The organism is Rhodopseudomonas pentothenatexigens, from assembly GCF_900218015.1.
Taxonomy (GTDB): Bacteria; Pseudomonadota; Alphaproteobacteria; order Rhizobiales; family Xanthobacteraceae; genus Rhodopseudomonas; species Rhodopseudomonas pentothenatexigens.
The window spans coordinates 200068-212810 of the sequence record NZ_UFQQ01000010.1 but is presented as its reverse complement, the minus strand read 5'-3'; the positions used below and the strand labels follow the sequence as shown (position 1 = coordinate 212810).

9 protein-coding genes and 3 pseudogenes are annotated in these 12743 nt (G+C 66.0%); 10 read left to right on the top strand and 2 right to left on the bottom strand.

Annotated elements, in window-relative coordinates; all coding sequences use genetic code 11:
• The 4 genes and pseudogenes from DWA33_RS25700 to DWA33_RS11790 form a co-directional block, all read left to right on the top strand.
• Positions 1-103 (top strand): annotated as a pseudogene (locus tag DWA33_RS25700) (integrase core domain-containing protein); the annotation flags it as partial.
• Positions 82-261, top strand: a pseudogene (locus tag DWA33_RS11800) (integrase core domain-containing protein); the annotation flags it as partial. The pseudogenes DWA33_RS25700 and DWA33_RS11800, both read left to right, overlap by 22 nt.
• A 219-nt stretch (positions 262-480) precedes the next feature.
• Positions 481-2025, top strand: coding sequence for an acetolactate synthase large subunit (locus tag DWA33_RS11795; protein WP_114358280.1), 1545 nt, complete (start codon positions 481-483; stop codon positions 2023-2025).
• An 11-nt stretch (positions 2026-2036) separates the two neighbouring features.
• Positions 2037-3446, top strand: a complete 1410-nt coding sequence (locus tag DWA33_RS11790; RefSeq protein ID WP_114358279.1) for an FAD-binding oxidoreductase — start codon at positions 2037-2039, stop codon at positions 3444-3446.
• 24 nt (positions 3447-3470) lie between these two features.
• Here DWA33_RS11790 and DWA33_RS11785 read toward each other — a convergent pair whose 3' ends face one another.
• Together DWA33_RS11785 and DWA33_RS11780 are read right to left on the bottom strand one after the other, a co-directional pair.
• Entirely contained in the window at positions 3471-5540 is a 2070-nt protein-coding gene (locus DWA33_RS11785; protein WP_114358278.1) for a c-type cytochrome, read from the bottom strand.
• A gap of 182 nt (positions 5541-5722) precedes the next feature.
• The gene (locus DWA33_RS11780; protein ID WP_114358277.1) at positions 5723-6322 is read right to left on the bottom strand and encodes an LOG family protein; all 600 of its coding nucleotides are present in this window, start codon (positions 6320-6322) and stop codon (positions 5723-5725) included.
• A 195-nt stretch (positions 6323-6517) separates the two neighbouring features.
• On the opposite strand from DWA33_RS11780, the gene DWA33_RS11775 reads away from it, so the two are divergent.
• The 6 genes and pseudogenes from DWA33_RS11775 to DWA33_RS11750 all read left to right on the top strand — a co-directional run bounded on the left by DWA33_RS11775 (position 6518) and on the right by DWA33_RS11750 (position 12736).
• Positions 6518-8512 (top strand): ABCB family ABC transporter ATP-binding protein/permease, encoded by a 1995-nt coding sequence (locus tag DWA33_RS11775; protein ID WP_167443188.1) that lies wholly within the window; start codon positions 6518-6520, stop codon positions 8510-8512.
• Between the two features lie 42 nt (positions 8513-8554).
• Positions 8555-9259 (top strand): annotated as a pseudogene (locus DWA33_RS11770) (phosphatidylserine decarboxylase); the annotation flags it as partial.
• A gap of 73 nt (positions 9260-9332) precedes the next feature.
• Positions 9333-10208, top strand: a complete 876-nt coding sequence (gene pssA / locus DWA33_RS11765) for a CDP-diacylglycerol--serine O-phosphatidyltransferase (RefSeq protein WP_114358275.1) — start codon at positions 9333-9335, stop codon at positions 10206-10208.
• A 295-nt stretch (positions 10209-10503) separates the two neighbouring features.
• The gene (locus tag DWA33_RS11760; RefSeq protein WP_114358274.1) at positions 10504-11277 is read left to right on the top strand and encodes a motility protein A; all 774 of its coding nucleotides are present in this window, start codon (positions 10504-10506) and stop codon (positions 11275-11277) included.
• A gap of 29 nt (positions 11278-11306) precedes the next feature.
• A complete protein-coding gene (locus tag DWA33_RS11755) occupies positions 11307-12128 on the top strand; it encodes an OmpA/MotB family protein (protein ID WP_114358273.1) in 822 nt (273 codons plus the stop codon).
• Between the two features lie 281 nt (positions 12129-12409).
• On the top strand, positions 12410-12736 hold the full coding sequence (locus tag DWA33_RS11750; RefSeq protein WP_167443191.1) for a rhodanese-like domain-containing protein: 327 nt from the start codon (positions 12410-12412) through the stop codon (positions 12734-12736).
• Positions 12737-12743: the final 7 nt, after the last annotated feature.

Below are 12743 nucleotides of genomic sequence, written 5' to 3'. Positions count from 1 at the left end.
GAGGCAATGCTGCGCGAGCTCGGCATCGTGCACCGTTACACTCGGCCTTACCGCCCCCAGACCAACGGCAAGATCGAGCGCTTCTGGCGGACCCTGGACGACGACGTGATCGACGGAGCCACCTTCGACAACCTCGACCACTTCGCCAACGAGTTGTTCGAATACATGGTCTATTACAACAACTTCAGGCCCCACCAGGCCCTCGGCGGCAAAACCCCGAAGGACTTCGCCGCCGACAAAAAAATCCGATCACCGAATTAGTGAACTCGCACAATTGCGAGCCGAAGGCGAAGCAATCCAAGACCCGATGCCAGGGCTCTGAATTGCTTCGTCGGCTCCGCTTCCGGTCATGACCGCCGACACAATTTTGTCCTGGCGGTTGTCATCTCCGCATCCCACTGACAACATATCCCCCAAACAGATCATAGCCCGGCGCAGTCGACGCCGGCCGCAGGGGGAAGACGCGTGGTGGGTGAGGGAATGAACGGCGCACAGTCGGTGGTGCGGACGCTGGTAAATTCCGGCGTCGAGGTGTGTTTCGCCAATCCAGGCACCTCGGAAATGCACTTCGTCGCGGCGCTGGATTCGGTCAGCGGAATGCGGCCGGTGCTGTGCCTGTTCGAGGGCGTGGTCACAGGCGCCGCCGACGGCTACGGCCGGATCGCCGCCAAGCCGGCGGTGAACCTGCTGCATCTCGGCCCCGGCCTCGCCAACGGTCTTGCCAATCTGCACAACGCCCGCCGCGCCGGGACGCCGATCGTCAACATCGTCGGCGACCACGCCGCCTATCATCTGCAATACGACGCGCCGCTGACGTCGGACATCGCCGGCTTTGCCCGGCCGGTGTCGAGCTGGATCCATGAATCCAAGAGCGCCGGCGCGGTGGCGAGCGATACGGCGCGCGCGGTGCAGGCGGCCTGCGCGGCGCCGGGCGGCATCGCCACGCTGATCATGCCGGCGGACGTCGCCTGGAATCAGGCCGCGCGCGCGGCGCACAAGCTGCCGGAAATCGGTCCGGCGCAGGTTGCGGCGGAGACGGTCGAGGCGATCGCCAAGCGGCTGTCGAACGGCAAGAAGTCGGCGCTGCTGCTGCGCGGCCAGGCACTGCTCGGCGATGCGCTGGAGGCGGCCGGGCGCGTCGCGGCGAAGACCGGCGTCCGGCTGCTGTGCGATACCTTCGCGCCGCAGACCGAACTCGGCGCCGGCCGCGTCCCGCTCGAGCGCATTCCGTATTTCTCGGAGCAGATCACCGCCTTCCTCAAAGATGTCGAGCAACTGATCCTGGTCGGATCCAAGCCGCCGGTGTCGTTCTTCGCCTATCCGGGCAAGCCGAGCTGGGGCGCGCCGGAAGGTTGCCTGATCGAGTATCTGGCACAGCCGCACGAGAACGGCGCCCAGGCGGTGAAGGATCTCGCCGCCGCGGTCGACGCGCCGGCCGAGCCCGCCGCACGGACTCAGCTCGTGTTGCCGGAGCTGCCGAAGGGCAAGCTCAATTCGCTCGGCGTCGCGCAGGCGATCGCGCATCTGACGCCCGATCACGCGATCTACGCCGAGGAGGCCAACACCTCCGGGTTGCCGTTCCAGATGATGCTGCCCAAGGCCCGGCCGCACACCCATCTGCCGCTGACCGGCGGCTCGATCGGGCAGGGGCTGCCGCTGGCGATCGGCGCGGCGATCGCGGCGCCGGATCGCAAAGTGGTGTGTCCGCACGGCGACGGCGGCGCCGCCTACACCATGCAGGCGCTGTGGACGATGGCGCGCGAGAAGCTCGACGTCACCGTGGTGATCTACGCCAACCGCTCCTACGCGATCCTCAACATCGAGCTGCAGCGGGTCGGCGCCTCCGGCGCCGGCGCCAATGCGCTGTCGATGCTCGATCTGCACAATCCGGAGATGAACTGGATGAAGATCGCCGAAGGTCTCGGCGTCGAAGCCAGCCGCGCCACCACCGCCGAAGAATTCTCCGCGCAATACGCTTCAGCGATGAGCCAGCGCGGGCCGCGGCTGATCGAAGCCTTGATCTGAGGGAACGGCCGATGACCCTGGATATCGTCGGCACACTCCGGACCATCGTCGGCGACGGCGGCGTGCTCGAGGCCGCCGAACTGTCGAAGCGCTCCGCCGGCGCCTATCGGTTCGATACATTGAAGGCCGCGGCGCTGGTGCGCCCGACTTCGACGCAGCAGGTCTCGGAGACCCTGCGCTGGTGCCATGCCAATGGCGTTCACGTCGTCACCCATGGCGGCCTGACCGGTCTCGTCCACGGTGCCGATGCCGAGCCGAGCGACGTGATCCTGTCGCTGGAGCGGATGCGCACGATCGAAGAGATCGATCCGAAGCAGCGCACCGCCGTGGTCCAAGCCGGCGTGCCGCTGCAGGCGCTGCAGGACGAGGTCGACAAGCACGATCTGGCGTTTCCGCTCGATCTCGGCTCGCGCGGCACCGCCACGCTCGGCGGCAATGCCGCCACCAACGCCGGCGGCAACCGCGTGATCCGCTACGGCATGACGCGCGAGATGATCCTCGGTCTTGAAGTCGTGCTCGCCGACGGCACCGTGCTGTCGTCGCTCAACCATCTGATCAAGAACAACGCCGGCTACGACCTCAAGCAGCTGTTCATCGGCTCGGAAGGCACGCTCGGCGTCATTACGCGGCTGGTGCTGCGGCTGCGCGAAAAGCCGCTCGCCACCAACATGGCGTTCGTCGGCCTCGACAGTTTCGACGCGGTGGCGAAGTTCCTGAAGCATTGCGACCGCGCGCTCGGCGGCACGCTGTCGGCTTATGAGGTGATGTGGCAGTCGTTCTACCGGCTGATCACCAGCCCGCCCGCGAAGGGCCGGCCGCCGATCGGTCAGGATCATGCTTACTACGTGCTGGTCGAGAGCCAGGGCTCGGACCTCGACCTCGACGGCCAGCGCTTCACCGCGGCGATGGAGACGGCGCTGGAATCCGGGCTGATCGCCGATGCGGCGATCGCGCAGTCGGAGGAGGATTGCCGCGCGTTCTGGGCGCTGCGCGACGATGTCGGCCAGGTGCTGCAGGGCGGCTTGCCGATCGTGTTCGACGTCTCGCTGCCGATCACCGCGATGGAAGGCTATGCCGAGACGTTGCGGGAGACGCTGGAAAGCGAAATCGGCGAGCACCGGCTGTGGATCTTCGGCCATCTCGGCGACGGCAATCTGCATGTCGTCGTGCAGGTCAAGCCGATGGAGTATCTGGCGCTGCGGCCCAAGGTCGAGGCGCTGGTGTACCGGCCGCTCGCCGCCTGCAACGGCTCGGTCTCGGCCGAGCACGGCATCGGCCTGGAGAAGAAGCCGTATCTCTACGTCAGCCGCAGCGCCAACGAGATCGCGTTGATGCGCACGCTGAAGCAGGCGCTCGACCCGAAGGGCATTCTCAATCCCGGCAAGATCTTCGACCCCGGCCCGGTGGTCGGGGGACGTTGATGTGAGGTCGTTGCGCCGCTGCGATCAGTAGCGCGCGTCCTTCGGCTTTGGGTCTTTCGGCCAGTCCTTCACCTTGCCGGGGAAGTCCGGCCGCTCCATGTGGCTGAAATAGGCGGCGACGTCGACCGCTTCCTGATCGGTCAGTTCGCCCTGGCCGAGCGGGAATTTGTTGTGGCTCGCGATCGGCATGTTGCGCTTGACGAAGGCGGCGGCGGTGTAGGTCCGGGCCATGCCGGCGCCGATGTTGAACGAGCGCGGCCCCCACAGTGGCGGATACACCACGCGGCCGGCCGCGTCCTTCAGACCTTCTCCGTCGTTGCCGTGACACACTGCGCAGCGCGCCGTGTAGATCTCCTTGCCGTTGTCGAGATTGGGCACCAGCGACTGATCGACCTTGCCGACGCCGCGGCCCGGCACCTTGTCTTGCGGCTTGGTCGAGCCCTGCATCCAGTCGAAATACGCCACCATTGCCTTCATGTCGGGGCCGTCGACCGGCAGCGGCTTGCCGTTCATCGAGCGCAGGAAGCAGCCGTTGATGCGGTCTTCCAGCGAGATGATACGGCCGGCACGCGGCGCGTAGCTCGGGAAGAACGCCGCGACGCCGACATAGGGGCTGCCATCGGCGACGGTGCCGGCGTTGAGATGGCACGAGGCACAATTCAGGTCGTTGCCGACATTGTCCGGCAGCAGGGTGTGAGTCTCGGCGTTCAGCCGCATGCCGCGGACCAGCTGCTCGGCGTTCGGCTGCGACAGAATCTCGGCGATCCGCGGCGTTTCGAACCGCGAGCTGTCGATCTTCGGATCGAGCGCGGCGCGCGCCGAGGCGATCTGCTCGGCCGTGACGGCGCCGGCGTTGCCACCCCAGTTGGCGCGGACGAAGCTCAGGATGTCGGCGATCTCGCGATCGTTCAGGCGGGCGAACGACGGCATCGTCCACACCCGCGGATGCGCGGTGGTCGCTGTCGTCTCCCAGCCGGTGAGGGTGATATGCACCAGCGTCGCCGGATCCTTGGCGGCGATCGTCGGATTGCCGGCGAGCGGCGGAAATACGCCCGGCACGCCGGCACCGTTGCCGCGATGGCAGTCGGCGCAGAATTGGGTGTAACCGAGGCCGCCGGGCGTCGAGTAGGTCGACGCCGGCACTTCGGCCACAGCGACCGTCGGCGCCGGCCGGTCGGTCGGCAGCGCCTTCAGATAGGTGGCGATCGCGGTGAGGTCCTGATCGGTCATGTGCTGGGTCGAATGCCGGATCACGTCGGTCATGCCGCCGGCCGCAGTGGCGAAACGGTTCTGCCCGGTCTTCAGCATCTGCACGGTGTCAGGCACGGTCCACAGCCCGCGCAGATTGAGCGCGTTCCAGTGCTCGACCTTGGCGCCGGCGAGATAATCGCGCCCGTTCGGCCCGGCGTCGCTCATCGCCTTCTCCTGGAAGGCGATGCCGCGCGGGGTGTGGCAGGCGCCGCAATGGCCGAGGCCCTGCACCAGATAGGCGCCGCGATTCCACACCGCGTCCCGGTTCGGCTCGGGCTTGAACGGCGAGGCATCGAGGAAGGCGACGTTCCAGAACGCCAGACCGATCCGCATGTTGAACGGGAAGCTCATCTCCGGCGCGCGATTGGCCTGCGCCACCGGCGCGAGGCCCTGGGTCAGGTACGCCCACAGTGCCACCATGTCGTCGCCGCTGATCCTGGCGTAGGACGGATACGGCATCGCCGGATACAGATTGTGGCCATCCGCCGCGACGCCATTGCGCATCGCGCGGTCGAACTCGCCGAACGACCAGTTTCCGATGCCGGTGTCGCGATCGGGCGTGATGTTGGTCGACCACAGGCTGCCGAACGGCGTGTCGAGCTTGAGGCCGCCTGCCATCGGCGTGCCGCCCGGCGCGGTGTGACAGGCGACGCAGTCGCCGGCCCGCGCAATGTACTCGCCGCGCTTGATCAGCTCGGGGTCGGCCTTAGCGTCGACAGCCTCGAGCCTGGCGTCGACGGCGGGCGGCTGGATGATCCACAACGCCGCGCCTCCGATCACAGCCAGCGCGGACGCGGCGAGGAGCGCGAGGGTCTTGGCGGAGCGGCCGCGGGAATGAGACATGGCAAACTCGACTCGAGGTTTGTTGCGGTGCGACGCTAGGCGCGACCCTGCGCCGCCTCAACTCGGGCCTAACACTTAGATCGTGAAGGTTTGTCACGCGAAGCGAATGATCGCTTTGCGCGCACCGGCAGCCTGAGCGTCTGCAGGTATGGTTAGCAGTGGCTCAAAAAGCAGACGAGAAACTAAAGCCGTTCTGCAATTTCCGGCGGCATCGAACGCGTCGCCTGGAGCGCTGCCGCAGCCCGCAGCTTCGGCAGAATATCCTCGACCTTCTCGGCTTTCAGAACTTCGACCGAGAGATTGGGGCGAATGAAGGCGGTGCTGCGCATGTGCGCCAGCAATTCGAGCAGCGGCTGCCAGAATCCGTCGATGTCCGCGATCAGGATCGGCTTGGTGTGGCGGCCGAGCTGCTGCCAGGTCATCTGCTCGACGAGTTCTTCCAGCGTACCGATGCCGCCCGGGAGCGCCACGAAGGCGTCGGAGCGCTCGAACATCAGCCGTTTGCGCTCGTGCATGTCCTCGGTGACGATCAGTTCGGTGACGCGTCCGAGCGCGATCTCCTTGGCGCTGAGAAAGCCGGGAATGATCCCGGTGACCACGCCGCCGTGGTCGAGCACTGCATTGGCCACCGCACCCATCAGCCCGATCGCGCCGCCGCCATACACCAGCCCGACGCGGTGGTCGGCAAGTTCCTTGCCGAAAGCGGTGGCGGCCTCGAGAAAACGCGGATTGCTGCCCGCCCCGGAGCCGCAATAGACGCAGACGGTCTTGATCTCGCTCATGGTGGCGGATGTGGCACCGCGGGATGACAGCGTCAAGACGGGCGCCGCCATGCCCCTGCAACAGCCTGTTATGTCGCAAAGATTCGCCGCCTCAGGGTGCACGGCGGAGGTGAAACACTATATGAAGGCGAACTCGGCGAACGACTCTGGTCGCGAGGCCGGAATCTGCAATCGGACTGTTTCAGGCACCTGTTGATGGCTCACCCTCACTCGCATTCGAGCAGCGGCCCTCCTGTCGCGATCCCGGAAGACGCGACGGCGCAGAAGGCGACGCTCGGTGCCACGCTGGTGCATCTGTGGCCTTACATCTGGCCCGGCGATCGCGCCGACCTGAAGATGCGGGTGGTGTGGTCGATCGTGCTGCTGATCGCCGCCAAGGCGGCGACTTTGATCGTGCCGTTCACCTTCAAATGGGCGACCGATGCACTGACCGGCGCCGACACCGCGCCGATCGAGCCGTCGAACTGGACGCTGTGGCTGATCGCGTCGCCGTTGGCGCTGACCGCGAGCTACGGCCTCGTCCGTGTGCTGATGGCGGTGCTGACGCAGTGGCGCGACGGCGTGTTCGCCAAGGTGGCGATGCACGCGGTTCGCAAGCTGGCCTATCGCACCTTCGTGCACATGCACGATCTGTCGCTGCGGTTTCACCTCGAACGCAAGACCGGCGGGCTGACGCGCGTGCTGGAGCGCGGCCGGCTCGGCATCGAAGTGATCGTCAGGATGGTGATCCTGCAACTGGTGCCGACCATCATCGAGCTGTCGCTGGTGATGGCGGTGCTGCTGTGGCAGTTCGACTGGCGCTATGTCGCCGCGGTGATGGTCACCGTCGTGTTCTACATGCTGTACACCTACAAGGCGACCGAATGGCGGATTGGCATCCGCCGCCGCATGAACGATTCCGACAGCGACGCCAATCAGAAGGCGATCGATTCGCTGCTCAACTACGAGACCGTGAAGTATTTCGGCGCCGAGGAGCGCGAGGCGCGCCGCTACGACAAGTCGATGCAGCGCTACGAGGAGGCGAGCGTCTCGACCTACACCTCGCTGGCGGTTCTCAACGCCGGGCAGGCGGTGATCTTCACCTTCGGCCTGACCGCGACGATGCTGATGTGCGCCTCGGGCGTCCGCAACGGCACCAATACGGTCGGCGACTTCGTGATGGTCAACGCGATGATGATTCAGCTGTACCAGCCGCTGAACTTCATGGGCATGGTATATCGCGAGATCAAGCAGGCGATCATCGATATCGAGAAGATGTTCGCAGTGCTGTCGCGCAAGCCGGAGGTCGAGGATCGCGCCGGCGCCCAGCCGCTGGCGGTCGAAGCCGGTACCGTGCGGTTCGAGGACGTGCGGTTCGCCTACGATCCGTCGCGGCCGATCCTGAAAGGACTGAGCTTCGAGGTGCCGGCCGGCAAGACGGTGGCGATCGTCGGCCCTTCGGGCGCCGGCAAATCGACGATTTCCCGGCTGTTGTTCCGGCTGTACGACGTTTCCAGCGGCCGGATCACGATTGACGGCCAGGATATCCGCCACGTCACCCAGACCTCGCTACGCTCGGCGATCGGCATGGTGCCGCAGGATACCGTGCTGTTCAACGACACCATCCGCTACAACATCCGCTACGGCCGCTGGGACGCCAGCGATGCCGAGGTGGAGGAGGCCGCCAGGACCGCGCAGATCGACGCCTTCATCAAGGCGTCGCCGAAGGGCTACGACACCGAGGTCGGCGAGCGCGGGCTGAAGCTATCGGGCGGCGAGAAGCAGCGCGTGGCAATTGCGCGAACGGTTCTCAAGGCGCCGCCGATTCTGGTGCTCGACGAAGCGACCTCGGCGCTCGACAGCCACACCGAGCACGAAATCCAGGGCGCGCTGGAGCGTGTGGCACAAAACCGCACCTCGCTGGTGATCGCGCATCGGCTTTCGACCATCGTCGGTGCCGACGAAATCATCGTGCTCGATCAGGGCCGGATCGCCGAACGCGGCACCCATGCGCAATTGCTTGCCGAGGGCGGACTGTACGCCAGTATGTGGAACAGGCAGCGCGAGGCCGAGGAGGCGCGCGAGCGGTTGGCGCTGATCGGCGATGAGTCGCCGATCCGTCAACAGGAGACGCCGGATCTTCCGCCGGAGTCGTCAGGTCGGCAGGCCAAGCCCGACGATGATCTGGCAACTTCGGCGGCGGCGGAGTAATCGTGTTGCAGCACTCGCCGACAGGCTTTCGAAGTTAGGGGACCTCCCATGTCCATCGTCAATTCCGTTCGCGCCCAGATCCCGCCGATTCACCGGGAGGGCTACCCGTTCGTCGGCGGTTTCGCGCTGGCGACGCTGATTTTGTTCTGGATCTGGTCGCCGCTCGGCTGGATCGGCACCGTCCTGACGATCTGGTGCGCCTACTTCTTCCGCAATCCGGCGCGCACGACCCCGGTCCGAGACGGGCTGGTGGTATCACCGGCCGACGGCCGGGTATCGATGGTGGTCGACATCATCCCGCCGCCGGAGCTCGGGCTCGGCGCCAAGCCGCTGCCGCGGGTTTCGATCTTCATGAGCGTGTTCAACTGCCACGTGAACCGCAGCCCGGTGGCCGGCCGGATCGAGCGGATCGTGTATTCGCCCGGCAAGTTCGTGAACGCGGAGCTCGACAAGGCCAGCGAAGACAACGAACGCAATTCGATGGTGCTGTCGACCGAGGACGGCCAGATCGGCGTGATCCAGATCGCCGGCCTGATCGCCCGGCGGATCGTGTCGTTCGTCCGTGAGGGGCAGCCGCTGGTAGCCGGCGAGCGGTTCGGCCTGATCCGGTTCGGTTCGCGGCTCGACGTCTATCTGCCGGAGGGCACCAAGCCGCTGGTCGCCGAGGGACAGACCGCGATTGCGGGCGAAACCGTGCTGGCCGACCTTAAGGGCAACGACACTGGACGGATCTACCGGACCGACTAACATCGGTGCCGCCGGCCCGAAGGTTGCCATGATGGCCGAGCAGGGTGGTGGTTCCGAGACGAGAGCGAGACCGATGCCTTTCGATCTGAATTCCCCTGAGACGCCGCGTCGCCGGTTCGGGCCGATCCCGGTGCGGCTGCTGGTGCCGAACGTCATCACTCTGCTGGCGATCTGCGCCGGCCTGACCGCAATCCGGCTGTCGACCGAGGGCCGGATGGAGCTGGCGGTCGCCGCGATCGTGTTCGCGGCGGTGCTCGACGGCATCGACGGCCGGGTCGCCCGGATGATCAAAGGGCAGTCGAAATTCGGCGCCGAGCTGGACAGCCTGGCCGATTTCGTCAATTTCGGCGTCGCCCCCGGCCTGATCCTGTATTTCTGGCAGCTCCACGACCTCAACAATGTCGGCTGGATCGCCGCCATGGTGTTCGCGATCAGCGGCGGCCTGCGGCTGGCGCGGTTCAACGCCACCATGGACGACCCCAACAAGCCGGCGTTCGCCGCCAATTTCTTTACCGGGGTGCCGGCGCCGGCCGGCGCGATCACGGTCCTGCTGCCGGTCTATATGGGCTTCCTCGGTGCGCCGACGCCGCCGGCGGTGCTGACCGCGCTGTACACGCTGCTGATCGCGTTCCTGATGGTGTCGCGGCTGCCGGTGTTCTCGGGCAAGGCGGTGCGGCTGCGGGTCGCACCGGAGATGGTGCTTCCGGTGTTCGTCTCGGTGGTGCTGTTCGTGGCGCTGCTGATCGGCTACCCGTGGCACATCCTGTCGGCGTGCTCGGTGCTGTATCTGCTCAGCCTGCCGGTCGGCTGGCGGTCGTATCGCGATCACCAGCGCAACGCGGCCGCGGCGCAGAAGACCAAGGGCGGCGGCGGGCCGAGCCAGAAGCCGACGCTGGTGGTCAACGACCCGACACCGCACGACGACGACCGCCCGGCGCGGCTGAACTGAGGCCTTCGCCGCGGGCGCGAGCCGCCGGGCCTTGCGGCCGTGGTGACAAGCAGGTCGCCGTCCGCGCAGGAGTGGCCATCAGCGCCACCGGCCTCGGAGAATAACCAGGGCGCCGCCGAAGAAGTGAATAGTTCGTTGCCGCGCCCCATGGTTACCGCGGCGGCAATCACGCCAGCTCCCGGTTAACTTTACGCGTCTTTAATGGCGGCTGCTTACGGTGGGCCCGCGCAGCGCAGAATGGGTTGCGCCGCCGTCAGCGCGGGCTGGCGCGTGGCTGTGCGTGTCGGAGTACAAGATGGATCTCGCCACACTCCTGGGCCTGGTCGCGGGCGCCGCGGTTGTGTCTTCGCTCATCCTGATGGGCGGCAATTTTGGGATGTTCTACGACATCCATGCGGTCATCGTCATCTTCGGTGGTTCGTTCGCCGCGACGCTGATCCGGTTTCCGCTATCGGCGATGTTGCACGGCCTTCCGCTCGGCGCGAAATTCGCTTTCACGATGAGCAATCTGTCGGCGCGTGACCTGGTCGACGAACTCGCCAACATCGCCGAAATCGCCCGCAAGTCCGGCCCGGTCGGTCTTGAAAAAGTCGAGGCCGATGATCCGTTCCTGGCCAAGGGCATCCGCTACGTCGCCGACGGCTACGACATCGAATTCATCCGCGACAATCTCGAGCGCGATCGCGACAACTTCCTGCTGCACCTCAACGAGGGGTCCAAGATCTATCGGGCGATCGGCGACTGCGCCCCGGCGTTCGGCATGATCGGCACGCTGCTCGGCATGGTGCAGATGTTCTCCAACATGTCCGACCCGTCCAAGCTCGGACCGTTCATGGCGGTCGCGCTGCTGGCGACGCTGTACGGCGCAGTGGTGGCGAATCTGATCTGTCTGCCGATCGCCGACAAGCTGCACGGCAAGTTGGTCGACGAGGAGACCAATCGGACGCTGATCATCGACGGCATTCTGATGATCCGCGATTCCAAGAGCCCGACGCTGGTCAGAGAGATGCTGCTCGCCTATCTCCCTGAAAAGCATCGCCACGAAGAGAACGAGAGCGTCCCTGCCTGATCGGCTAGGGACATCTTGGAAAGCGAGCGATGGCCAAGAAGAAACGCGAGGAGGCGCACGGCGGTCACGGTTGGTTCGTGACGTTCGCCGACCTGATGGCGCTGCTTCTCGCGTTCTTCGTGATGCTGGTCGCGTTCTCCACTCAGGACACCCAGAAGCTGAAGATCGTCGCCGGCTCGATGCGCGAGGCGTTCGGCATGCAGACCGACGCGCGCTACTCCGGGATCATCGAGAGCGACGGCCTGCCGACCCGCGGCAAAGTCAAGAACACCGAACACGTCAATCCCGAGCTGTCGACCGCCAAACCGTCGCCCGGCGATGTGACCCGCGACGAAGGCATCAACACCAAAGAGGATCGCGAGTTTGCGCTGGCCTCGGCGTCGCTGCGGCAGGCGTTGCAGAACATGCCGGAAATCGCCGAACTGTCGAAGAACATCATGTTCGAGGAGACCAAGCAGGGGCTCAACCTCGAGATCATGGATCAGGACGGCCGCGCGATGTTCGCCGACGGCTCCCGCGTTCCGTTCGAGCGCACCCGGCTGCTGCTGCAGCGTCTCGCCGTGCCGCTGCGGGCCACGCCGCTGCGGATCAGCATCGTCGGCCATACCTCGTCCGGCCTGCTGCCGCAGCGCAGCGACTATAACGGCTGGGACCTGTCCTCCGACCGGGCCAATTCGGTGCGCCAGATCCTGGAGCGGGAAGGGCTGCCGAACTCGCACATTTTTGCCGTGACCGGCAAGTCCGACAGCCAGCCGCTGTTTCCCGAAGACCCGTCGATCGCCGCCAATCGCCGGGTGACGATCACGCTGATGCGTGAGAGCCCGGCGCTGCCGCCGGGGCTGAAGCCGTAACGCGGGAGTTCCATCGCCACGTGCCGACCACGACGGCGGGAGGCCGACGATGACGCTCGGGCCGCCATCTGGCGCGGTCGAGCCGCAGCAGGCGGACCGGCTTCGACCAAAGCGGCGGTGATTTTCCACGCGGGTTCGCTTATCCAGCAGAGATGGCCACAAACCCGCTGCAGAGCTTGATTTTCCTCGCGCTAGGCGCAACGCTGGCGCTGCAATTGCCGAGCATGGTTCTCGTCGTTGCGCTCATCGATCCGGGCCGTGCAATCGCGGGAGAATTGAGAGTGGTAGGTCAGGTTGAAGATTTGACGGCGGAGGAAGTGGTCCAGGGCATCACAGACGGGCGCTATCTGCTGGTCGATGTCCGGGAGCCGAACGAGGTGGCGATGGAGGCCTACCCGGACGCCGTGGTTGTTCCGCTCTCGACCTTCGATCCCAAGGCGATCCCCGATCCGAACGGCAAGCAGGTCGTGTTCGCCTGCCGCTCCGGCAAGCGCTCGGTGACGGCGTCGCTGGCCGCGCAGGCCGCCGGGCTCGCCTACACCCGGCACCTCGCCGGCGGCATTCTCGGCTGGAAGGCGGCCGGTCTGCCGATCAAGCCGGGCCGCTGATCCGCAC